The organism is Paenirhodobacter sp., assembly GCF_050177655.1.
Lineage (GTDB): Bacteria > Pseudomonadota > Alphaproteobacteria > Rhodobacterales > Rhodobacteraceae > Rhodobacter.
In genome coordinates this window covers 45,116-67,729 of record NZ_JBFXGV010000013.1, presented here as the reverse complement: position 1 = coordinate 67,729, position 22,614 = coordinate 45,116, and the positions used below count along the sequence as shown (strand labels likewise).

General features: G+C 66.0%; 20 protein-coding genes and 3 pseudogenes. 10 read left to right on the top strand and 13 right to left on the bottom strand.

Annotation, left to right across the window (positions count from 1 at the left end; translation table 11 throughout):
- A partial coding sequence (locus AB7U46_RS07345) for an ATP-binding cassette domain-containing protein (RefSeq protein ID WP_428336300.1) occupies window positions 1-1,732 on the bottom strand: 1,732 nt, incomplete at its 3' end.
- Complete coding sequence (locus tag AB7U46_RS07340; protein WP_428336299.1) at window positions 1,729-2,799, bottom strand: HlyD family secretion protein; 1,071 nt, start codon at window positions 2,797-2,799, stop codon at window positions 1,729-1,731. The genes AB7U46_RS07340 and AB7U46_RS07345, both read right to left, overlap by 4 nt.
- A gap of 106 nt (window positions 2,800-2,905) precedes the next feature.
- Here AB7U46_RS07340 and AB7U46_RS07335 point away from each other — a divergent pair, with 106 nt between their 5' ends.
- Window positions 2,906-3,469, top strand: a complete 564-nt coding sequence (locus AB7U46_RS07335; protein ID WP_428336298.1) for a TetR family transcriptional regulator — start codon at window positions 2,906-2,908, stop codon at window positions 3,467-3,469.
- 221 nt (window positions 3,470-3,690) lie between these two features.
- Here AB7U46_RS07335 and AB7U46_RS07330 read toward each other — a convergent pair whose 3' ends face one another.
- The 3 genes and pseudogenes from AB7U46_RS07330 to AB7U46_RS07320 form a co-directional block, all read right to left on the bottom strand.
- Window positions 3,691-5,883, bottom strand: a complete 2,193-nt coding sequence (locus AB7U46_RS07330; protein ID WP_428336297.1) for a DUF3141 domain-containing protein — start codon at window positions 5,881-5,883, stop codon at window positions 3,691-3,693.
- 86 nt (window positions 5,884-5,969) lie between these two features.
- Window positions 5,970-6,314 carry a hypothetical protein gene (locus AB7U46_RS07325; RefSeq protein ID WP_428336301.1) on the bottom strand — a complete coding sequence of 115 codons (345 nt, stop codon included), beginning with the start codon at window positions 6,312-6,314 and terminating at the stop codon, window positions 5,970-5,972.
- A 329-nt stretch (window positions 6,315-6,643) separates the two neighbouring features.
- Window positions 6,644-6,781 (bottom strand): annotated as a pseudogene (locus AB7U46_RS07320) (transposase); the annotation flags it as partial.
- A gap of 661 nt (window positions 6,782-7,442) precedes the next feature.
- Here AB7U46_RS07320 and AB7U46_RS07315 point away from each other — a divergent pair.
- Both AB7U46_RS07315 and AB7U46_RS07310 read left to right on the top strand, forming a co-directional pair.
- Window positions 7,443-8,102, top strand: coding sequence for a GntR family transcriptional regulator (locus AB7U46_RS07315; RefSeq protein WP_428336296.1), 660 nt, complete (start codon window positions 7,443-7,445; stop codon window positions 8,100-8,102).
- Window positions 8,103-8,157: 55 nt separating this feature from the next.
- On the top strand, window positions 8,158-9,135 hold the full coding sequence (locus AB7U46_RS07310) for a DUF4105 domain-containing protein (protein ID WP_428336295.1): 978 nt from the start codon (window positions 8,158-8,160) through the stop codon (window positions 9,133-9,135).
- 34 nt (window positions 9,136-9,169) lie between these two features.
- On the opposite strand, the gene AB7U46_RS07305 is transcribed toward AB7U46_RS07310, so the two are convergent.
- From AB7U46_RS07305 to AB7U46_RS07295, 3 genes are read right to left on the bottom strand one after another with little or no spacing between them, the layout of a single operon-like run.
- A complete protein-coding gene (locus AB7U46_RS07305) occupies window positions 9,170-10,480 on the bottom strand; it encodes a TRAP transporter large permease (RefSeq protein ID WP_428336294.1) in 1,311 nt (436 codons plus the stop codon).
- 13 nt (window positions 10,481-10,493) lie between these two features.
- Window positions 10,494-10,988, bottom strand: coding sequence for a TRAP transporter small permease subunit (locus tag AB7U46_RS07300; protein WP_428336293.1), 495 nt, complete (start codon window positions 10,986-10,988; stop codon window positions 10,494-10,496).
- 58 nt (window positions 10,989-11,046) lie between these two features.
- Complete coding sequence (locus AB7U46_RS07295) at window positions 11,047-12,168, bottom strand: C4-dicarboxylate TRAP transporter substrate-binding protein (RefSeq protein WP_428336292.1); 1,122 nt, start codon at window positions 12,166-12,168, stop codon at window positions 11,047-11,049.
- Between the two features lie 173 nt (window positions 12,169-12,341).
- Between AB7U46_RS07295 and AB7U46_RS07290 the strand changes: the two genes are divergently transcribed.
- A complete protein-coding gene (locus tag AB7U46_RS07290; RefSeq protein WP_428336291.1) occupies window positions 12,342-13,010 on the top strand; it encodes a TetR/AcrR family transcriptional regulator in 669 nt (222 codons plus the stop codon).
- Between the two features lie 2 nt (window positions 13,011-13,012).
- Here the strand turns inward: AB7U46_RS07290 and AB7U46_RS07285 are convergent, their stop codons facing one another.
- Complete coding sequence (locus AB7U46_RS07285; protein WP_428336290.1) at window positions 13,013-14,248, bottom strand: amidohydrolase family protein; 1,236 nt, start codon at window positions 14,246-14,248, stop codon at window positions 13,013-13,015.
- Window positions 14,249-14,455: 207 nt separating this feature from the next.
- Between AB7U46_RS07285 and AB7U46_RS07280 the strand changes: the two genes are divergently transcribed.
- Genes AB7U46_RS07280 through AB7U46_RS07265 form a run of 4 tightly spaced genes read left to right on the top strand, consistent with a single transcriptional unit; the run spans window position 14,456 to window position 17,818 of the window.
- Window positions 14,456-15,433 carry a TRAP transporter substrate-binding protein gene (locus tag AB7U46_RS07280; RefSeq protein ID WP_428336289.1) on the top strand — a complete coding sequence of 326 codons (978 nt, stop codon included), beginning with the start codon at window positions 14,456-14,458 and terminating at the stop codon, window positions 15,431-15,433.
- Between the two features lie 56 nt (window positions 15,434-15,489).
- Window positions 15,490-16,011 carry a TRAP transporter small permease subunit gene (locus AB7U46_RS07275; protein WP_428336288.1) on the top strand — a complete coding sequence of 174 codons (522 nt, stop codon included), beginning with the start codon at window positions 15,490-15,492 and terminating at the stop codon, window positions 16,009-16,011.
- A 13-nt stretch (window positions 16,012-16,024) separates the two neighbouring features.
- Window positions 16,025-17,335 (top strand): TRAP transporter large permease, encoded by a 1,311-nt coding sequence (locus AB7U46_RS07270; RefSeq protein ID WP_428336287.1) that lies wholly within the window; start codon window positions 16,025-16,027, stop codon window positions 17,333-17,335.
- A 6-nt stretch (window positions 17,336-17,341) separates the two neighbouring features.
- The gene (locus tag AB7U46_RS07265; RefSeq protein ID WP_428336286.1) at window positions 17,342-17,818 is read left to right on the top strand and encodes a GAF domain-containing protein; all 477 of its coding nucleotides are present in this window, start codon (window positions 17,342-17,344) and stop codon (window positions 17,816-17,818) included.
- 618 nt (window positions 17,819-18,436) lie between these two features.
- Here the strand turns inward: AB7U46_RS07265 and AB7U46_RS07260 are convergent.
- From AB7U46_RS07260 to AB7U46_RS07250, 3 genes and pseudogenes are all read right to left on the bottom strand, one after another.
- Window positions 18,437-18,634, bottom strand: a complete 198-nt coding sequence (locus AB7U46_RS07260) for a hypothetical protein (protein WP_428336285.1) — start codon at window positions 18,632-18,634, stop codon at window positions 18,437-18,439.
- Between the two features lie 106 nt (window positions 18,635-18,740).
- Window positions 18,741-19,055 carry a DUF2182 domain-containing protein gene (locus AB7U46_RS07255; protein ID WP_428336284.1) on the bottom strand — a complete coding sequence of 105 codons (315 nt, stop codon included), beginning with the start codon at window positions 19,053-19,055 and terminating at the stop codon, window positions 18,741-18,743.
- 91 nt (window positions 19,056-19,146) lie between these two features.
- Window positions 19,147-19,719, bottom strand: a pseudogene (locus AB7U46_RS07250) (IS3 family transposase); the annotation flags it as partial.
- An 84-nt stretch (window positions 19,720-19,803) separates the two neighbouring features.
- Between AB7U46_RS07250 and AB7U46_RS07245 the strand changes: the two are divergent.
- Both AB7U46_RS07245 and AB7U46_RS07240 read left to right on the top strand, forming a co-directional pair.
- A protein-coding gene (locus tag AB7U46_RS07245; protein WP_428336283.1) for an IS5 family transposase occupies window positions 19,804-20,573 on the top strand; the annotation gives its coding sequence in 2 pieces (ribosomal slippage) (window positions 19,804-20,140 and window positions 20,140-20,573; 771 coding nt in all).
- A gap of 113 nt (window positions 20,574-20,686) precedes the next feature.
- Window positions 20,687-21,718, top strand: a complete 1,032-nt coding sequence (locus AB7U46_RS07240) for an IS110 family transposase (RefSeq protein ID WP_428336282.1) — start codon at window positions 20,687-20,689, stop codon at window positions 21,716-21,718.
- 384 nt (window positions 21,719-22,102) lie between these two features.
- Here the strand turns inward: AB7U46_RS07240 and AB7U46_RS07235 are convergent.
- A pseudogene (locus AB7U46_RS07235) lies at window positions 22,103-22,186 on the bottom strand (transposase); the annotation flags it as partial.
- Between the last annotated feature and the right edge of the window lie 428 nt (window positions 22,187-22,614).

Sequence of the window (22,614 nt, the reverse complement as noted above, 5' to 3'; positions counted from 1 at the left end):
CCTCGATATCCATGTTGATGCCGTAGCCGATGACGAACATCAGCAGGACCGAGCCGAGCAATGCCATCGTCAGCCGGATCGGGTCGCGCTGCAGCTGCAGCGATTCCAGCCGCGAATAGCTGAGCAGCCGGCGCAGGCTGAAGCCCCGCGCCGGCGGTGCAGAGGCTGTTTCGGGGGCGGCGACGGGCGTGGTGTCGGCCGCGCTCGCCCCCATTGCGTCCGCGAGATAGGCAATGAAGGCCTCCTCCAGCGTCGCCGCCCCTCTGGAGGCGGTGATCGTCTGGGCCGTATCGCTCACCAGCACGCGCCCTGCGTGCATCAGCGAGATCCGGTCGCACAGCGCCGCCTCGTTCATGAAATGGGTCGAGACGAAGATCGTCACACCGTCCTGCCGCGACAGCGAACCGAGGATCTGCCAGAAGCTGTCGCGCGCGACCGGGTCGACGCCCGAGGTGGGTTCGTCGAGGATCAGGATCTCGGGATCATGGATCATCGCCACCGCGAGCGAAAGCCGCTGGCGGATGCCGAGCGGCAGCGCACCGGGCAGGGTGTCGGCCTCCTCGGCAAGATCGAAGCGCGCGATCATCTCCGCGACCCGCGCCGGTATCCGCTCGGGGTCGAGCTTGAACAGCCGGGCGTGCAGCTCGAGGTTCTGCCGGCAGGTCAGTTCGCCGTAAAGCGAGAAGGCCTGGCTCATGAAACCCACCCGACGGCGCACGGCGAGGTCGGTCGGATCGACCTCCTGGCCGAATAGCCGGGCGCGGCCCTCGGTCGGTTGCAGCAGGCCGGTGAGCATCTTCATCGTGGTGGTCTTGCCGCAGCCGTTGGAGCCGAGAAAGCCGAAGATCTCGCCCTTCTCGATGCGGAAGCTGACATCGTCGACGGCGGTAAAGGCGCCGAAACGCATGGTCAGGTGTTCGGCCTCGATCGCCACCTCGCCGGTCGTCGCGCGCGGCGGGATGACGACCCGGCGGTGCCCGGCCTTCGCCGCCTCGGGCAACAGCGCGATGAAGGCGTTATCAAGGGTGGTCGCGCCGGTGCGCTGCAACAGCTCGGCAGTGGTGCCGGTCGCCAGCACCGCGCCCGCGTTCATCGCCACCAGCCAGTCGAAGTTCGCCGCCTCTTCCATGTAGGCGGTGGCGACGATCACGCTCATCGTCGGGCGGGAGGCCCGGATGGTGTCGATCAGGTCCCAGAACTGGCGCCGCGAGAGTGGGTCGACGCCGGTTGTCGGCTCGTCGAGGATCAGCAGATCCGGATCGTGGATCAGCGCACAGCACAGGCCGAGCTTCTGCTTCATCCCGCCCGAAAGCTTCGCCGCCGGGCGGTCGCGGAAGGCCGACATGCCGGTGGCTGCCAGCAGGCCGGAGATCCGCTGCTCGCGTTCCGTTGCGTCCTGGCCGAACAGGCGGCCGAAGAAATCGAGGTTCTCCTGCACCGACAGCGTCGGATAGAGGTTCCGCCCGAGGCCCTGCGGCATGTAGGCGATGCGCGGGCAGATCCGGCCGCGGTGGCCCTTGTCGGCCATGTCGCCGCCCAGGACGCTGACGCTCCCCTGCTGGATTTGCCGCGCCCCGGCCAGCAGCGACAGCAGGCTCGACTTGCCGACCCCGTCGGGGCCGATCAGCCCGACCATCCGGCCCGCGGGAATGTCGAGCGTCACGCCGTCGAGCGCCGTCACCGCGCCATAGCGCAGCATCAGCCCCGCGACCGAGGCGACCGGGGCGCTCATTTCACCACATTCGCAAGCGAGGCGGGCCAGTCCACCGAGGGCTCAAGCCGGACATAGGCCATGCCGGGAAGGCCGGTCTTCACATAGTCGATGTATTCGCGCAGCAGCGCCGGGGCGATCCGGGCGCGCACTCGGAACATCAGCTTCTCGCGCTCCTCGGCGGTCTCGACCGTCTTCGGCGTGAACTGCGCCACATCGGCGACATAGGACACCGTCGCGGGCAGCACGTAACCGGGCGCGGCATCCATCACCAGCCGCACCTCGGACCCCACGCGTACCTTGCCCGCCTGCGAGGTCGGCAGGAAGAAGGTCATGTAGACATCGCTCAGATCGACGAGGTTCAGCACCCGTCCGCCGGCGGCGACGACTTCGCCCTCCTGCGCCACGAGATATTGCACGCGCCCGTCGCGCGGTGACTCGAGGGTGGCGTCGTCGAGCGAGGAGACGACGGAATCGATTGTCGCCTGTGCCGCGTCGACGGCGGCCTCGGCATCGACCACCTGGGCCTTGGCCGAACTCAGCCCGGCCTCGGCGGCGGCCACCGACGCCTGCGCCGAGGCGAGACCGGCGCGCGCCTGGCGCTCGCTGGCGCGGTCGTCATCCAGCGTCTGTTGCGACAGGGTGCTGTTCTTCACCAGCTGCTCCGAGCGGTTCAGCCGCAGCACCGCGGCATCCAGCACCGCCTGCGCCTGGTCGACCTGGGCGACCGTCGCGCGCAGCTGCGCCTCGGCCTGGGCTACCAGCGCAGTCGCCGTGTCCACGCCGATCCGGGCCCGGCGCAGCTGCGCCTCGGCCTGCCGCTTCTGTGCCAGGAGCTGGACCACGTCCATCTGCACCAGCACGTCACCGTGATGGACGAAGTCGCCCTCACGGACCTTGATGGAGGCGATCTTGCCGCTGGCGAGCGCCGCAAGGTCGACCTCGGTCGCCTCGATCCGGCCATTGCCGGAGGCAATGCCTGCGGGCAGGGCCGGCGCTTGCAGCTGCTGCCAGCCATACCAGCCCGCACCGCAGGCCGCGACGGCCAGCACCGGCCAGATCCATTTCCCGTCGAGCTTTTTCATCATCGGCAACTCTGTTAATGCGAGGCTGGTTTCAACGGCTGGAACCATAGAGGGGCGTCAATGTTTGTCAACGGCCGTTGACTTCCGGGATCGTGAAAAGGAGTGGCTGATGACGACGAAACCCGTGGATGACGAACGTCCCGCGCGGCAGCGGATCCTCGATGCGGCGATCTCGCGGTTTTCATGCCTGCCGTTTTCCGAGGTGAGCCTGCGCGACATCGCCAGGGATGCGCAGGTGGACGTGGCCTATGTGCACCGCACCTTCGGCTCCAAGGTCGGCCTGTTCCGCCAGGCGCTGGATGCGGGGTTCGACTTCGACGCGGTCTTTGCCGAGCCGGTCAGCCGCGAAGGCGTGATCCGCCGCCTGTGCGACCAGATGACAGCGAAAAACCAGCGCACCAACGGCGAGGCCGGGCCGATTGACCTGATCTTGCGCTCCTGCACCAATGCCGAGACCCGGGACATCCTGCGCGAGGTCAGCACCGCCCGGTTCCACGATCGGATGATCGCCAAGTTCGGGGCGGAGATGACGATGCAGGTGATGCTCGCGATCAGCCTGCTGTTCGGCACGGTGACCCAGCGCAACGCGCTCGGGATCGAGCCACTCGCCTCGATCCCCGACGAGGAACTGCACGCGGCGGTTTACGACGCGATGATGCGGCTTTTGGCCTGAGCGCGGGGCGGCGGCGAGGAGCGCCGGGCTGCTCGGGGCTCCGCCCATGCACCGCGACCGCAGCCGATCGGCCCCGAGGCCCGGCCGACCGGGCGGAAGAGCGGTCGCCACGAGAGGCAGACAAGCGGCACAAGCCGCCCCGCATTGAACGTCTTGCGGACAATCACCGCCCTTGGCGGCGGGATCGAAGAGACGGCCCGCCAGGATGAAAGCGGGTCTTCTCACGCCGGGGTTTCGGGGGCGCGGAGTGACGCGGGATGCTCCGGTCCCGGCCGGCAGGACCGCAGAAGCGCCACCATCTGTTCCAGCCGTAGGTGTTCTTGCGACCCGGCCTCGGCCTGCCCGAGTTCCTCGAGCGAGCAGATCAGGGCGATGGCATCCTCGATCCGTTCCGGCGGCACGGAGGACAGCATCCGGGGGATCGCCGCGATCCCGGCTTCGGCATCCAGCATCATGATCCCCATCTGTCGCCGCACGATGGTGCGGAACCCCTCGACCGGCAGTGACCGCAGCACGGGTTCCAGCTCGAAGGCAAGATTGAACTGTCGCTCGTCGATCTGCTGCCGGCTCATGCTGATCCAGGTGAAGGCGCGGATCACGGCCTCGAGCAGGCCGCCTGCGCCGATCTCGGCGCGCAATGCGGCGATCTCGCGGGCGACGAGGTCGCGGTGTTCCGGCGTGGTGCCGGCTTCGGGGCGGACCGGCGCCCCGGGGTGGCCGTCGAGCCCTGCCAGTGCCGAGACGAAGGGCGCGTCATACATCCATTCGAAGGTCCGCTCATACCAGGCGTCGCGCAGGTCGCGCCAGGTGTCGAGGGTGCGCACGATGGCGTCCGACACCGCGTCCTGCGCACGCAGGAAGGGATTGTCCGGATCGACCGGCGCACGATGCGCGCGCACCTCTTCGGCGGCCTGACGCACCAGCCCCGCCAGCGCATTGCGGCTCGACCAATGTTCGTAGGACACCCGCAGCGGATGCAGTGCGCGCATCAGTTCCACCGATTGCGGCGTCACCGAGGCGCGCACCCAATGCTGCACGAAGTCGCGGTAGAGCCCCAGGTTGACCTGGGACAGCCGCGCCACGGCGGCGAAGCGGCGGTTGCTGTCGGGGTCGTCGGCGACGATCTCGCGGATGTCGTCGATCCGGCGCCGCTCAATCGCCATCACATAGTCGCCCTCGGCCAGCTGGTCCCCCGGCGCGTCTGCAGTCTTGTCACGGATGACGGCCTGATAGATCCCCGGGGGCAGCAGGTTGATCAGCTCGATGTTGCTGGCGAACTTGTGGTGTTCCTTGCGCCCGACGGTCGCGGAAACGAAGATCCCGAGATGGCCGATGCTTTCGTGCATCGCGTAGACGATGGTCTGGCCGTGCGACAGGATCTGGGCGTCATCGGCATACATGTCGGTGATCCAGCCAAGCGCCTGCGGCGGCGGGGTGATGTTGTCCCCCTTCGAGCAGAACACCACAATCGGCGAGCGGATGTTGCGCAGATCGACCCGGATTCCGTCCGAGGTGATGATCTCGCCTGAGCTCAGCCGGTTGCCGACGAACAGGTTGTCGACCATGTATTGCATCTCGACGTCGTTCAGGAAGACGTGGCCGCCCCAGTATTTCTCGAAGCCGAGATAGCGCGGTGCCTCGGTGTCGATCTTCGACCACAGGGCGTAGCCCTTCTTCCACAGCGTGTTGGCCGGATCGAGGTTTTCGAAATTCTGCACCAGGGTCGCGCCGTCGAACTGGCCGCCGCCAAGATCGCCCGCAAGCGCGGTCATCCAGCTTCCCCCAAGCAGGCCGCCCGCATAGCGCGTCGGGTTCTTGCCCTTCCACCCGGCCCAATAGGACAGCGGCGTTCCGGCGACGATGATCGGGCCGAACAGGTCGGGCCAGATGGCGGCCGTCATCAGGATCTGCCATCCAGCCTGGCAGTTGCCGATGACGGCCGGCTTCTCGCAGCACGGATGCAGGGCGATCACCTTCTCGAGGAAGGCCGCCTCGGCGCGGATCACGTCCTCGGTGGTCTGCCCCGCGACGGGGTCGGGCAGGAAGCCGATGAAATAGCACGGATGGCCGAAGGCCAGCGCTACGCCGATCTCGCTTTCGGCCTTGAAGCCGCCGATGCCCGGGCCGTTGCCGGCGCGCGGATCAACGATGACGAAGGGGCGCTTGTCCGGATCGGTCGGCACCTCGGCGGGAAGGATGCGCATCAGCCGGTAGTTGACCGGGCGCGGAAGCTGTGCGCCGTCCATCACCACCTCGAAGGGAAAGTCCAGCACATGCGGCGCCGCCTGTTCGATATGGGCGCGATACTGGTCGCCCCGCGCGCGCCGCACATCGGCATAGAGGATCGCGCGCTGTGCCGCGTCGACGGTGTAGTCCCAGGCCTGCTGGACCAGCGGCAAGGCAGTTTCGGTCATTGGGGGCTGCTCCGGCGGCAAAGGGAAACCCTACTGCCGGGACGCGGTCGCGTCCTGGCGGGGGGATTTTGGCGATGGTTGCAGGTTCAGTTCGGGGACTTTCCGGAGCCGCGCAGCCCCGCGCTCCACAGCCGCGACATCAGGTCGGTGCTGGCGGCGATGCCGTTTTGCCAGACGCGCTGGGCATAGGCGCCGCTCCGGGCGAGAACCTCGGTCGGGGTCGTCGCGGTCTTCAGATCGTCGAGGCAATCGGCATAGTCATGTGCCGCCCGGGCAAGCGCCTCGGTGGTGCCGCGAAACAACTCTTGCTGGGCCGCAACCGGTGCGGCGAAAACCTGTGACATGATTTCCGTGATCTGGCCCTCGGTCCCGGGCAAGCCTGCCGGGAAGATGCCGTCGAAAATCCGTCCCGTCTTGGTGCTGTCGCCCATCTGAGGCATCCTTTCCAAGTTTCGCTCCAACCTGATGCGCATGAGGGTAATCCTTCAGGCTGGCGGGAGTCAACATGCGTTGACATCGCCCCGGGGAGATGCGCCGCGACGGCTCGGTTTTCCGGATCGGCGATCTGCGTTGCGATTGGGCTGGCCGATTTCGTCTCGCGTTCGGCATCGGCCATCACTACCGCCACCGCCCGTTTCGCGCCCTCAATGCCCGGTTCGTCGCCCATTGCTGCGACCGGGTCAGCATCACCTGGGCGGCGGTGAACAGCGCCGTTCGCGTGACGGCGTCCCCCGAACGGGATATGCTGCCGCGCATATCCCGTCTCTCCGGACTGAGGCTGGCGGGGCGTCAGCCCGAGATGGGCACCAACGTCATGCGACCTTCCGACGCGGGCCGGATCATCGACCGTCGCCCTGAACGCCGCCGCGGTCCCCGGTCCGACGCCGGGGATGGTCATGACGCGTCTGCAACGCTCGTCATTCCCGGTCAGGGCAACAGGGTTCGATGCAAATCGGCGAGAGCGGTCTTCATTGCCGCCCGTCAGGCCAACAACGTGGTGAAGCTCGCGAATGATCGCATCCGGTTCCGAGGTCACCTTGGCCGCTTTGACCACTCGTCCCTCTTCATCGACACCACAAACACCGGTCAGTTCCGGCGATACGTCCAGCCCCGCCATCTTGATCAGGCGCGCGACCAGCCCGTTCGCCAGCAGGCTCGAATCCGTGGCGCCTCGCAGGCTCACTCTGACGAAGTGGCCGCTTGAACAGGATCTTGATGGGCAAGCAGCGATTGGATCGCTGCTTCCGAGAAGACTGCAGCACAACCGGGGCTGCCGTCATGCGGTGTGAGTCAAATCCTGTCCTTGTCCAGCCAGATCGGGAGCGGCCCGGTCAGGCACGGAGAAGCCATGTGCCGGACCGGCTCGTCGTTCAGCGGCGGGCGGGGACAGCTTGCTCAGGCCTACGTCTAGCTGCATGGAGACACGACGGAGAGCCCTGACAGGCAGAGGTGTTCATCAATGCCGTGTCGGCACCTTTCATATTATAATACACTGATTGATGATATAACAAATACCTTCCGGCCTTTCGCGGTCTCGCAGACGCACGGGTGATGACAAGATGAGCAATTACCAGCCGGATACCGTCGCCGACATGGTCCATGGCGAGCTGCGGCAGCAGATCTGGGGCGGGGCCTTCCTTCCGGGCGACCGGGTGTCGATCCGGGCGCTGGCGCTCGAACGCGGGCTGAGCGTGATCCCGGTGCGCGATGCGGTGCGCCGGCTGGTGGCCGAGGGCGCGCTGTGCTTCGTCGACAGCCGCACCATCGAGGTGCCGCAGCTGAACCTCGCCAATCACCGCGACGTGCTCTTCGCGCGCTCTCAGCTGGAACCGGAACTCGCGCGGATGGCCTTCGCCACGCTCGATCAGACCGATCTGGAGTTCCTCGTGGCGACCGATGCGGCCATGGATGCGGCGATCGCGGCGCAGGACATCCCGCGCTACATGCAGACGAATTTCGATTTTCATTTCCGCATCTATCGCAAGGCCGGCTCGCCCACGCTGCTGCGCCTGGTCGAGGCGCTGTGGCTGCAATACGGGCCGTCGATGCGCTACATCGCGGCGCAATACGGCACCGATCCGGGCGCCGTCGATCACCACAAGAGCGTGGTCGCCGCGCTGGAACGGCGCGACGGCGCGGCTTTCGTGCAGGCGGTTCACGACGATGTCGCGCAGGGCATGGCCTTCATCTCCCGCGCCGGGCTGAAGGCGCCCGACTGAGGCGGCGCATCTTCCCGCCGGGGCAGGTTTCAGGTTTTCTCAGAGGACGGCACCGATGACGCGCGCGTTGCGCTTTCTTTCCAATGTTCTTTTCGGACTGACTGTGCTCGCCGGTGTGCTCTGGTCGGGAACGGCGCTTTGGCTGCATCTGGCGGGAGGGCTGCGCCTTGCCGCACTGGCGGCCCTGGCGCTGGCCGCGGCAGGCGCGGTCGTCGTGAGGATACGCCGGCGTCCGGCCGGCTGGGCCGTGCTTGCACTTGCGGCGCTGGCGATCGGCGGCTGGTATCAGACGATCACCCCGCGCGCCGATCGGGCCTGGGCGCCGGACGTGTCGCGCGGCGTGACGGCGCGGGTCTCGGACGGGGTCGTCACGCTTTCCGACATCCGCGACTTCGACTGGCACAGCAAGGACGAGGCGACGCCGCGCTGGATCAGCCGCAGTTTCGATCTGGATCGGCTGGAAACCGTCGACATGATCACCTCGGTCTGGGACAATCCCGAGATCGCGCATCTGCTGGTCAGCTTTGGCTTCGGCGGCGGCGGGCATGTCGTCTTCTCGGTCGAGATCCGCCGCGAACAGGGCGAGGAATTCAACGAGATCGGCGGCTTCTTCCGGCAGTTCGAACTGGTGCTGATCGCTGCCACCGAACGCGACATCGTGCGCCTGCGCACCGACCTGCGGCGAGAGGAGGTGCGGATGTACCCGGTGCTTCTGACCGCCGCGCAGCGCCGCGCGATGTTCCTGGCCTATGTCGACCTTGCCGGGCAACTCGAGCGGCAACCGCGGTTCTACAATACCCTCACCGCCAATTGCACGACGGTGGTCTATGGGCTGGCGCTTGGCCTGAAGCCGGACCTGCCGTTCGACGACAGGCTGATCCTGTCGGGCCGCCTGCCGGAATATCTCGAGACGTTGCACGTGCTGGGGGGCGAGGGCACGATGGCCGAGCGGCGCGCGGCGGCGCTTGTGCCGCCCGGGGCCGAGATGCGCCACCCCGGCCTTGGCTATTCCGAGGCGATCCGTCTGCGGTAAGTCGGGTGAGGGGCGCGCGGGTGCGCGCCCCGGATCAGCCGAAGGCCAGTCGCGGCAGCCACAGAGACAGGATCGGGAACAGGATCAGCAGCAGCAGCGTCACGAAGTCCATCACGATGAACCATGCCACGCCGCGGAACACCTCGGGAAGGGTCACCAGATTGCCGAGCGCCCCCTTGATCATGTAGACGTTCAGCCCGATCGGCGGCGTGACCAGCCCGATCTCCAGCAGCTTGACGATGATGATGCCGAACCAGACCGGGTTCATTCCCGCCGTCGCAACCAGCGGCAGGATCAGCGGCAGGGTCAGCAGCAGAAGGCCGATGCTGTCGATCAGCATGCCCAGAAGCAGATAGATCACCGTCACCGCGGTCAGGATCCACCAGGGCTCGGAACTGACCGAGAGGATCATGTTCGAAAAGGCGGCCGGTAGTCCCGACAGCGCGAGAAAGCGGGTGAAGAACAGCGAACCGATCAGGATCAGGAAGATCGAGGCGGTGGAGCCGATGGCGTGACGCACGGCCTCGAAAAAGGCCCGCCGGGTCAGTTGCCCGCGCACGAGTGCGATCAGCCCGGCGATGAAGGCGCCAAGCGCCCCGGCCTCGGTCGGCGAGAACAGGCCGGAGAAGATGCCGCCCAGCACGGACAGGATCAGCAGCGGCAGCGGCCAGATGTCGCGCCGGATCGCCTGCCGGTCGTCGGCGCTGACACTGATCCGGGTCGAGCCGGCAAGCGCGGGGTTCAGCTTCACCCGCACCATGATCATCGCCATGTAGATCAGGGCCGACAGCAGGCCGGGGATGAAACCCGCCATGAAGAGCTGGCCGACCGAGACCTGGGCATAGACACCATAGAGGATGAGCAGCACCGAGGGCGGGATCAGCGAGCCGAGCGTGCCGGAGGCGGCGATCGTGCCGGTGGCAAGTCCCTTGTCATAGCCGTTGCGCAGCATTTCCGGCACCGCGATACGCGACATTGCCGAGGCCGTGGCCACCGAGGAGCCGGCGGCCGCGGCAAAGAAGGCGCAGGCCCCGACCGAGGCGATGGCCAGCCCGCCGGGCAGCCGCGCCAGGACGAGCCGCAGCGCCGCAAACAGCCCGCGTGTCATGTCGGTGGTCGAGCACAGATAGCCCATCAGCAGGAACATCGGTGCAGCCGACAGCTCCCACTGGCCGACATAGTCGAAGGGGGTGGCGGAAATCATGCCCCAGGCGACGTCGAGGCTGAACATCGCGGCGATGCCGAGCACCGAAACCAGCCCGAGCGTGAGCCCGATCGGCACCCGCAGCGCGATCAGGAGCAAGGCAGCAATGGTGCCCGCGATACCGATATCGAGATTGTTCATCGCAACAGCCCTTTCAGAGCGCGCGCCGCTCGGCGAGGGCGCGCAGCAGGTTCGACAGGGCGGCGAGGCAGAGCCCGGCGAAGCCGACCGGCAGCGCCCAGCGGGCGGGCCAGATGTAGAAGGTGAAATTTGCCATCGCCGTCTCTGCGGCACGGGTCGATTTCAGCGCGTCGAGCAGCGTCTGCCAGCCGAGCATGCCGAAGAATGCGAGCGCCAGAAGGCAGGCGAGGACATAGAGCGCGAGCTGCACCATGCGCGGCATCATCTGCACGAACAGGTCGACGCGGATGTGCTCGTTGTGCAGCTCGACATAGCCCATCGGCAGGAAGACCAGACAGACCATGTAGTAGAACGAAACGATTTCCAGTGAGCCCTGGACCGCGATGCCGGCATTGCGCAGCACCACGTCGAGGGTGATATGTAGCATCATCAGCACGATGAAGACCCCGCTGGCGCTCAGGAAGGCAAGATTGATCAGGCGCACCAGACGGTGCAGCGGCGTGGACATGCCAGCCTCCGTGAAAAGGGGGCCGGCCGGGGCCGACCCAGTCAGGGGAAAGGGGGGGTTACTTCACGCCGTACTGCGCCGGGTCGAGGTCGGCATAGATCTCGCGCAGCGCGATTTCGGTCAGGGCGTCCTCGTCCCTGACATCGACCGAGGCGAGGAGGCCCTGCCACTTCTCGACGGTGGCGCGGAAGGCGTCGATCACCGCCTTGCCGTCGGCGAGGCCGTATTTCGTCGTCGCGGTCTCATAGGCGCTGGCCAGGGCCGTCTCGCGGAAGGCGGCGACAGAGGCCCGCAGGTCCTCGCCGGGTTCGGAGACCCGGTTGCCCTTCGCCGCGGCCTCGGTCAGCGCATCTTCCGAGCGTTTGACGTAATTGATCACCATGCGCGCCATCGAGCGGGAGGAGGCCTGCATCAGGACGCTGCGCTGCTCGGGGGTGAGCCCGCTCCAGAAACCCGCGTTGTAGGCCCATTCCGGCCCGGTCCAGTACATGCCGGTGGGCAGCAGCGTGGTGTATTTCGCGACCTCCCAGAGCGAGCGGTCGATGAGGTCGTTGGCCGCGTTCGAGGCACAGTCGAGCGAGCCGCGCTCGAGCCCCGTATACATCTCGGAGGACGGGACGTTCACCGGTACCCCCCCGGCCCTCTCGACCCATTGCGAGACCGAGGAGCCGGCGGTGCGGATCCGCTTGCCCTTCAGCTCGGCCAGGGTGGTCACGGGCGAGGAGCAGAACAGCAGATAGGGCGGGGTGGCAAAGCCTCCGAGATAGACGATGCCGTTGTCGGCCCACTCCTTCAGCTGCACCGGATCGTGGGTGGAGAAATCCGCCGCGGCCAGCATCATCAGGGTCGGATCGGAATAGAGAAAGCCCAATTCCTGGATCGCATTGGCGACCGGCAGTTCGGAGGGCGTGTAGATCGCGGCGTGATTGGCGACCTGAACGATGTTGTCGCGTGCGCCCTGCAGGCTGGCGCGCGGCGCGAGCAGCACGGTGCCGGTATAGACCTGCGGCACCAGATCGCCTCCCGACAGGTCTTTGACGATCCCTGCCCATTCCACATAGCCGTATTTCGACAGCGGAACCTCGGCATCGTAGAAGGAATTGGCGATGAAGCTGGTCTGGGCGGTGGCGGGCAGGGCGGTTGCGGCGAGCAGGCTCAGGACGAGCGGAAGGCGAATCATGTGGGGGCTCCGTGTCGGAAAAGGCTGAAATCGCGCAGGGCCGGGTTTTCTTTTCGGCTCTCTTTGCTACGATTGGATAAAACAAAAAACAATCTAGTCTGTTTGTAAATTGGAAATCTGGACAACGGCGACAAAAACTGCCGAATATGCCCCGAAGGCGAGGAGAAAGCCCGATGAATGACCACGACGTTCCCCCCTCGGACCTGATCCGGGCTGCGCCCGAGATGCGCCCGGTCCGGCGGACCCAGGCCGAGCGCTCGGCCGAAACCCGCAGGCGGGTCTGCGAGGCGACGCTCGAGGCGCTGGTCGAGGTTGGCTACGAGCGGATCTCGACCACGCTGATTGCGCAGAAGGCGGACGTTTCGCGCGGGGCGCTGACGCATCAGTTCCCGATGCGCAACGATCTGCTGGTGGCGGCCTTCCAGCATCTCGTCGATGTCTGGGGAGACCGCTTCCCGCTTGGCGCGCAACATGACCCGGGCCGGCTGAGCGCCGAGGAGCTGACCGATGCGCTTTGGGAAAACATCTTCTCGACGCCGCATTACATCGGTGCGGTGGAGCTGATGATGGCGGCGCGGCAGGACAACGAGCTGGGGCGGGCGCTGCGCGAGGTCAACGATGCCTGGGTGATCCGGCGCGACACCAAGGCCGTTGCGCTGCTCGGCGGGGTGATCGAGAACGAACGCGACGCGACCTTCGTGCGGCTCTTGCTGGCGGTTCTGCGCGGCGTCGCCGTGCACCAGAGCCTCGACTATGACGAGAGCAGCGCGCAGCGGCTGCTGACGATGTGGAAGCAGATCGCGCGCCAGATCGATCTGGCGTCACTGGCGCGCGAGGGCTGAGCTTAGAGCGCGCTTGCCTTCTTCCGCGCGACACCGCCCTGCAGGATCAGCGACAGATGCGCCCCCTGCCGGGTGAGCAGGGCGAGGTCCTCAAGGGGGTTGCCGTCGACCACGATCAGATCGGCATGGGCGCCCGGGGCGATCACGCCGATCTGCCCTTCCATTCGCAGCACCCGCGCCGCATCGACGGTGGCCGAGCGGATCACCGCCTGGGCCGGCAGATAGCGTCCGCGCAGGGGGAACTCACCCGATTGCTCGGAATGCATCCCGCCCAGCAGGTCCGATCCGTAGCCCATCGTCACCCCCGCCGCGTGCAGCTTCACCAGCCGCTCGAGGCCGGCTTCGCGAACGCCATCGATCTTGGCGACGGATTCGGGGGGAAGGCCGAACTGGGCTCCCGCCCGCGCGAGATAGTCGTAGGTGATGTTCGTCGGCACCACGACCTGCCCCTCGCGGGCGATGCGCGCGATCGTCGCGTCGCCCATCAGGTTGCCGTGCTCGATGCAGTCGATGCCGCAATCGAGGGCGCGCACGATCGCGGCATCGTCGTAGAGATGGGCCGAGACATAGGTGCCGAAGCCTTTGGCGACCTCGACCGCCGCCTTCAGCTCCTCGACCGAGAAGACGAGATAGCCGACCGGGTCCGAGGGCGACGAGACGCCGCCATCCGCCATGATCTTGATGAACTGCGCCCCGTTCTTCACCTCCTCGCGAGCCGCGCGACGCACTTCGGGGACGCCGTCGCACACGCGCCCGAGGGCGCCGAGCCTGTCCGGATAATAGCTGACGTCGCGGTTGTGATAGGGGCCGCGGTAATCGGTGTGACCGCCGGTCTGCGACAGCGCCTTGCCGCAGATCACCAGGCGCGGGGCCTCGATCAGCCCGTCCTCGACCGCCTTCTGCAGGCCGCGGTCGGCGCCACCCAGATCGCGGACCGTGGTGAAGCCGCGCATCAGCATCTCTCGCATGATTTGCGCTGAGCGCAGCGCTACCCAGGAATTCGGCAGTTCCGCGTTCTGCCCGAGATTCGCGGTGGTCGCGATGACATGCACATGGCAGTCGATCAGGCCCGGCATGACGATCGCGCCGTTCAGGTCCTGCACCGCATCGGCATCGAAGGAGAGGCCCTTGCCGACCTCGGTGAACCGCCCGTTTTCGATTGCGATGTCAACGGGATCCGTTGGCTCCGGGGCGGTGCCGTCGACGATGCGGGCGTTGCGGATGAGAAGCGAGGTCATGGTGTGGATCCTTCGGTTGCGCCCGCGCTCATCAGGACGACGTTTTGCCCTTGATTTGCGAACAGGTCTGTATGTAACTTGAAAACAGCATAGTCCGAAAGATGCGTAAAGAGCTTCTTCGCCTGGTTCCGGAAAATCGCTTCAGCCGAGCCTGAGCCCGACTGCCAACAAATGGACCCGAACGGGCCGCAACAGGGATAATCACCAATGTTCAAGATGCTTCTCTTCTCCACGGCGCTGAGCGCCGGGCTTGCCGCGACAGCGCTCGCCGCCGAAACCTGGGACCTGTCGAGCGAATATCCGGCCAGCTCGCTGCAGGGGCAGGCCGCAGATCTGTTCGCGAAGGCGGTGCGCGAGAAGACGCACGGTGATCTCGAGATCGTCGTGCATCATGGCGGCGCGCTTGGCTACAAGGGCGTGGACCAGTTCGATGCGGTAGGCGACGGCGCGCTGCAGGGCGCCTCGTCGGCCTTCGCCTTCTGGGCGGGCATCGATCCGATCTTCCAGCTGTCGTCGCTGCCCTTCCTCGCGCCGACGATTGACGATGTGCACCGGCTTTACGAGCTGGCACGGCCCGAATACGCGCGGATCCTCGAGGACAACAACCAGCTGCTGCTGGTGGTCTCGCCCTGGCCGGCCTCGGGGCTGTGGGGCAACACGGCCTTCGCCGCTCCCGAGGATCTGCGGCAGGTCAAGGTGCGGACCTATGACGTCGCCTCGACCGAGACGATGCGGAATGCGGGGGCCTTCCCGATGCAGATCGCCTGGTCGGATGTTCCGGCGCAGTTGTCGACGCATGGGATCGATGCGGTGCTGACCTCGGCCAATGGCGGCGTCGGCGTGCAGATGTGGGAGCATCAGTCGCATTTCACCAATGTGAACTATGCCGCCTCGCTGCAAGCGATCCATGTCAACCGCGATGCGTTCGAGGCGCTGAGCGCCGAGGATCAGGCCGCGGTGATGGCGGCTGCCGCCGAGGCAGAGGCTCTTGGCTGGAGCCTGCTCGACAGCAGCGTGCAGGCCGATTACGCAACCCTGCGCAGCCACGGTGTGACGGTCGTCGAAACGATCTCGCCGGAGTTCTCGGCCTTCCTCGCGAAAGCGGCACAGCCTTTCATCGATGACTGGCGCACCCGCACCGGCGCGCGGGCGCAGAAGATCCTCGACGCCTATTTCGCGAAATGAGCATGGCGCGGTGCATGCCGGCCCCGGCGCGCGCCGCCCTGCGGGAAGGGATGGGAATGTCTCGCTTCTTCGCTTTTGTCTACGGACTGTCGCGCGGGGCGGCCGCGCTTGCCGCGCTCGCTCTCGTGGCGATGGTGGTGCTGATCGCCGTCGAAATCACCTTGCGGGCGCTGTTCTCGACATCGACCTATGTCGTCGAGGAATTCGTCGGATACGGTCTGACGATCTGCGTGATCTGGTCGCTTGGCTATGTGCTCGAACATGATCAGCTGATCCGGGTGAACCTGTTGCTGGGGCGCCTGTCGCCGCGGATGCAGGACCGGCTGACGGCGCTTGCGGCCTTCGTCGTCGGCATCGCGGTCGCGGGGCTTGCCTGGGTCTTCTGGCTGCGCATGCTGCGTGCCTGGAGCCGCGGCACGGTCTCCTCCTCGATCGCCGCCGTCCCGGGCTGGATCCCCGAGGCGGCGCTGCTTCTGGGGCTGGCGCTGTTCGCGCTGCAGCTTTTTGCCCACGGGCTGCGTCACCTCCTGGGGCAGCCCTCGCCGGCGCCGCACGAAGACGACGCCTTCACCGAATGAGCGGATGCCTGACATGGATACTCTGATTTCCGCCGGCATCGTGCTGGCCTTGCTTCTGGGCTTTCTCGGCCTTGGCGTGTGGGTGTTTGCCAGCCTCGGGCTGGTCGCCTTCTGTGCGCTTTTCTTCCTGCATGGGATGGACCCGATGCGGATCGGCACGATCGCCGCGAGCATCGTCGCCCGCTATGCCGCAAGCTGGGAGCTTTCGGCGATCCCGATGTTCATCTGGATGGGAGAGATCATCTTCCGGACCGACATCTCGGCACGGCTGTTCCGCGGGTTGTCGCCCTTCGTCGATTATATTCCGGGGCGGCTTTTGCACACCAACGTGCTGGGCTGCACCCTCTTCGCCGCGGTGTCCGGATCGTCGCCCGCGACCACCGCGACGGTGGGGCGGATCACCACCGGCGAGCTGGCAAGGCGGGGTTATGATCCGGCGATCACGCTTGGTTCGCTCGCCGGCGCGGGCAGCCTCGGGCTGCTGATCCCGCCCTCGATCGTGATGATCGTCTACGGCATCCTGGCCGGACAGTCGGTCAGCCGCCTCTTTGCCGCGGGGGTGGTGCCGGGGCTGATGATCGCCGGGCTCTATTCCGGCTATATCGCGCTGCGCGCCTGGAAAGACCCGACGCTGGTGCCGCAGGACCGGCCTCGCCACGGGCCGGCCGAGTTCGGTCGCGCCCTCGTCGATCTTGTCCCGCTGATGGCGCTGATGGTGATCGTGCTCGGCTCGATCTACTCGGGCATAGCCACCCCGTCCGAGGCCGCGGCCGTCGGTGTCGTCGCGGCGATCGCGGTCACCGCTCTGACCGGCCAGTTCAGCCTGCAACTGATGCGACAGACGCTGATGGGGGCGCTGCGGACCTCGGCCATGGTCAGCTCGATCCTGATTGCGGCGGCGCTGATGTCGACGACGATGGGCTACCTGCACATTCCCGCCGATGTCGCCGCCGCGATTGCCGGGCTGGAGCTGCCCCCCTGGGCGCTGCTCATTGTGCTCTCGCTCTTCTATCTGGGGCTGGGGTTCTTCCTCGACGGCAATTCGATCGTGGTGATGAGCCTGCCGATCGCGCTGCCGCTGGCGCTGCAGGCCGGTTTCGACCCGATCTGGTTCGGCATCTACCTGGTGCTGATGATTGAGATGGCACAGGTCACCCCGCCGGTGGGCTTCAACCTCTTCGTGCTGCAGGGCATCTCCGGGCGGCCGATCGGCGAGGTCGCCCGGGCCGCCTTCCCCTTCTTCCTGCTGATGCTTCTCGGCGTGCTTCTATTGGCACTGTTCCCGGGCATCGCGCTGTGGCTTCCCGATCTGCTTTACGGTTGAGACAAGATGAACGTTCTGAATTCCACCACGCCCGGGATGACCGGGATTTCCCACGAGCTGGACGAGCCGGGCTTCGCCATGGTCGAGGATCTGTGCCGCAAGGCCTTCGGGTTTCGCCTCTTCACCATCCTGGCGAACGATCCGGGAGCGGGAGAGATCTGCCGCGTCTATAGCTCGAACCCGGCGGACTATCCGTCCGGCGGGCGCAAGCCGATGGGCCGCACGCCCTGGGGCGAGGGGGTGCTGCGCCGCGGGCGGGCCTGGCTCGGGGACGGGGAGGATGCACTGCGCTGGGCCTTTCCGGATGCCGCGCTGATCCTGTCACTCGGATGCGAGGCCTGCGCCTGCGCGCCGGTGCGTCAGGGCGATCGCGTCATCGGCGTCTTGTCCCTGTGCGATGTCCGGGGCAGCTACGCCGCGGAGGACCTGAACGGGCTCGGGGCGTTGGCACAGCTTCTGGTTGCCCCACTCGGGCAGCTCTGAGCGGCCGTCATCCCGAACGCCGGAGATCACGCTGCGGTCGGGAGCGCGGAGAAAAGCCCGATCGTGGCTGACCCCGGGGCTGACCCGCGCCGGGCTTGCCGCAGGCTGGCGAGGGGGAGGGGGAGCGATGTCGTCGCTTTCGAGAGCGGTGGAGACATTTCCCGACATGCTCTGGAACCGCGTTCCTCTCCCGCAACATCGATCTCTTGGCTCCGGCCGATGATGCCACGATGGATTTCTCGCGGCCCGGCAGGCCCGGCAACGGGGCATCGAGGCGTGCGACAGAAGGGAAAGCGCCGGGCGGAGTGTCTGAACGCCTGTCGCCATTGCCGCTTGGACCAATGGCGCGACACTGGCACTTCCATGCGCCGTGCCGACGCAGGCGAAAGGCTGGAAACGCGCGTCCAGACTGTCATGAGGTTCAGCCCCGTAGCGCGATCGGAGACAACGTCCCGATCCATACGCAGTCTCGCGATGGCCGTCCCGGCCGGTCATCGCAAGACTGCCGGGACATTCCAGTTTCCGGCGATCCAGGCTTCGGGAGCGGCGCAGCGCCGGTGGAATGCCGGCAAGCAGCTGCAGCGCTTGCGCGAGGAGTCTCGGCGAGGCCGTCCCCCTTCAGCGGGAAGAACAAACTGCATAGATCCGAGTCCAGAGCATCTGATCGACCGGTATCGTCAGCCATCCGGTGAAGCAGATCAGCCGGAGGAGCAGCAGGAATGTCCCCACGAGTCGCTCGGCCAGCGGCCCGAAGCGCAGGCTCTTTTGCGCGAACATGGCGAGCACCGCGACCAGCATCCACAACGGGCTGGCCATCGCCGTCAGCGCGAGCAGCAGCCAAAGCAGGTGAGACCATAGCGCAGCCCCACACGCGCCGCATCGCGCCGCGGGCGGCGTCCGGTCCAGCCCGTTGCGATCAGGCTCATCGGAGAGCGGCAGAGCGCCCGGCGATCGGGGAGAGCATGTAAAGCCCCGCGGCCATGAACCGCGTGCCAAGCGCCGCGCGCTGGTTCGCCGCGATCAGATCGGCGATTGCGTTGACGCTTGCGAGGCCGACCGCGGTCAGGCGCAGCCCTACGCCAAAGCCGAACCAGACGCCCAGAAAGCCCGCCGCCGCGATCACCGGCAGGAAACGCCGCCCCGCGCGCGCGCCGATCCGCCCGAGCTGGTCAAGTACCGGCACCGCAGTGGGCAGCATCATCGCCACGCACATCGCCAGCCAGTCGACCAGAAACACGACGTGGCCCGGCCTGCGGACCCAGGGCGGCGCACGCTCCAACATCGCGGCAAGGGGGCTTGTGGACTTTCCCGAGATTTGTGGAGAGCGTTTAGCTCACTTCCCGGGCCTTTCGCTCGAAGGCGATCGGGCTCTGGAAGCCGCGCGATGAATGCCGCCTGAGGGGGGTATGGAACCCGTCGATGTATCTGGGGACGGCATTTCGGGCTTGAGCGCGCGTCTGCCATGCGACCGGCCAGATCAGCTCCGACTTGATGGTCTTGAAGAACGTTTCCACTATCGCGCTGTCATGGCCGTTCCCGCGCCCGCTCATCGAGATCAGGATGCCACATTTGCGCAGCAGCGCCTGATAGTCCACCGCGCAGTATTGCGACCCGCGATCGGAATGGTGAACCAGCCCCGGCCCAGGGGTGCGAGCCACCAGAGCACGGCGCAGGGCTTCGACCGCGAGGTCACGCTTCAGACGATCACGCATGGCCCAACCGACCACGCGCCGCGAGAAGAGGTTCTGCATCGAGCCATTGTCCGCCATTGGTCCGAGGACAATGGCGAGGGGCGAGATGGAGCCAGCCCTCCGCCGTCCAGATGCAGGAGATATCCGCCCCCACTTCCTGTCCGGGCCATCCGCCGTGAAGTCCTGCGCCACGAGATTGGGCGCGACGGGTCAGGCATGTTCATCCTCCCTAGGGTCAGGACCCATTGATCATCAGCTCGCGGCGTGATTCAGCCTCCGCAAGGAGACTGGATCATGAGCAACCTTTTCTGGCTTACCGATGCGCAGATGGCCCGTTTGCAGCCCTTCTTCCCCAAGAGCCACGGCAAGCCGCGGGTTGATGACCGGCGGGTGTTGAGCGGCATAATCTTCATCAATCGCAATGGCTTGCGCTGGTGCGATGCGCCGAAGGACTATGGTCCGCCGAAGACCCTCTACAACCGTTGGAAGCGGTGGAGCGACAAGGGTGTTTTCGCCCGGATGATGGCTGGGCTGGCCGCCGAGGCCGCCGTCCCGAAGACGGTGATGATTGACGCGACCTATCTCAAGGCACACCGCACGGCGACCAGCCTGCGGTCGAAAAAGGGGGGCCAGGCGACCAGAGGGGCCGTCTGATCGGCCGAACCAAGGGCGGCATGAACACCAAGCTGCACGCCGTCACCGACGCCGATGGCCGCCCGATCCGCTTCTTCATGACCGCAGGTCAGATCAGCGATTACACCGGTGCCGCGGCCCTGCTGGGCAGCCTACCAAAGGCGGAGTGGTTGCTGGCCGACCGGGGCGATGACGCTGACTGGTTCAGAGATGCGTTGAAAGACAAGGGGATAAAGCCCTGCATCCCCGGCAGGAAATCTCGCGGCAAGCCTATCAGGCACGACAAGCGTCGCTACAAACGCCGTCACCGGATTGAGATCATGTTCGGGCGGCTCAAGGACTGGCGACGCGTCGCAACGCGATACGACCGGTGCCCGAAGGTCTTCCTGTCCGCCATCGCCCTCGCGGCGACCGTCATGTTCTGGCTATGAAGCGAGAACGAGATGCCGTAACGGGGCCTGCGTCGCGACCCGCCCGTTATCGTTGCAAGATCGAGGGCAAGCTGGCGCCATTCCCGTATCGGATCCACATGGAGGACTGCGGGATGAAGCTTTTTATTGGGCTGGATGTGTCGCTTGAGAAGACCGCAATTTGCGTGATCAGCGAGCATGGGAAGATCGTGAGGGAGGCACAGGTGGCCAGCGAGCCCGAGGCGCTGTTGCGCTGGATCGGCGATCAGGACGGGGAAGCTGCGGCTATCGGGCTCGAAGCTGGCCCGCTGTCGCAATGGCTACATCGCGGGTTGTCCGCGGCTGAACTACCTGTCGTGCTGATGGAAACCCGGCAGGTGAAAGGCGCCTTGAAGGCCATGCCGATCAAGACGGACCGCCGGGATGCCGAAGGGATCGCACGCCTGCTGCACCTCGGCTGGTTCCGACCGGTTCACTGCAAATCGGTCTCCGCACAAGAGGTTCGCGCTGTGCTCACCGCTCGCAAGGCGGTGCAGCAAGGGTTCATCACGCTTGAAATGTCCCTGCGCGGGCTGTTGCGGAACTTCGGCCTCAAAGTTGGGGCCATATCTCGAGGCCTATTCGAACAGCGTATACGCGAACTGGCGGCAGGTAATCCGATGCTGGTAGCGGCAACCGAACCCATGCTTCGCGCGCGGGCAGCGCTGCGGCGAGAACTGGCAGGCATTGAACGCCATGTCCGCCGACTTGCCCATGACGATCCGGTCTGTCTGCGCCTAATGTCGATGCCCGGGATTGGTGTGGTCGTGGCACTGACCTACCGATCTGCGATCGATGATCCTGGTCGCTTCACATCCTCGAAAAAGGTCGGGCCGTGGGTCGGTCTGACGCCGTCTCGCAACCAGTCTGGCGAGCGCGACATCTCGGGCGGGATCACCAAGGCGGGCGACGTCAACCTGCGTCGTGCCCTGTGCCAGGCTGCCACCGTCATGATGCATCGCGGGCGGGCAACATGGCTGCGAACCTGGGCGGCGAAGCTCGCGCGCCGCCGGGGCGCCAAGCGCGCAATGGTTGCGCTGGCCCGACGTATCGCCGTGATCCTGCACCGGATGTGGAAGGATGACACCGACTTCCGCTTCGATACGCCGGTGCCTTATGCCGGTTGACGACACAGGTTCCAGACTGCTGCCCGCCTGATCGCGGGCCTTCGAGGTCCCCACGGGACGCGGTTCCGGTGATGCCGTGCTCAGGACTGATGCCGATCGAATCGAGCACGCCAATGAGATGGGCACATCGGAATTGCATTGAACCAGCATCATGTTGGCGGCCATCGCGCCGACCACGGACCGAAGCATGCACCCGGGGTGATCACAAAAGAAGGCCGCCGAATAGGGAAGCGGATCAACGGTTCAAAGGACAAGACCGCGGTTAAGCGGGACATTCGACATGTGCCAAAACCCTTGACTGGGACGCCCCCGTTACCGAAGTCCTGACCCTAGGTTGGGTGATGGGCGAGGGTACCCTGACCGCGCAGTCCTACATGTCACTAGCAGGGTGCTGAAGTCAGGCACTGTCCAGTCGAGGCCAACCAGCTGCAGTAGGCTCTCGACGAAGCCAGTCGTCTGACATACCGCCTTGGGCGGCGGGGCATTCCCGCCACCCAAAGGCTGCAATCCGCCCCGACAGGGCAATGCCGCAACGCCGAAGCAGGGCAGTTTCGCCGCCGCTTCCAACAAATGGCATTGTCTCATCAGCAACTCCAAGGCTAAAGTTGTGAAGCTCGCCTCGCTGTCCTGCGGTTACGGCGCCAAGTCACTACGCCGGCAGGCAGCTTTGGCCGGTTTCTGTGGATGCGATGCCGCGGCCTTGCAGGCCGCAATCCGCCCCTAGCGTCGCTTGCACATTCTGACTTCATACAGGACACCTGAGTTCAGGTAGGTTACGGCGGTAGCCTGCCCCCGCAACCAACGATTTTTGCGAAACCTCCGTAGCCCCCGCCGCGGAGGTTTTTGTATCCCCGGACCCATTCCGCAGAGATCGTCTGTTGCGCCCTCCCGCAACC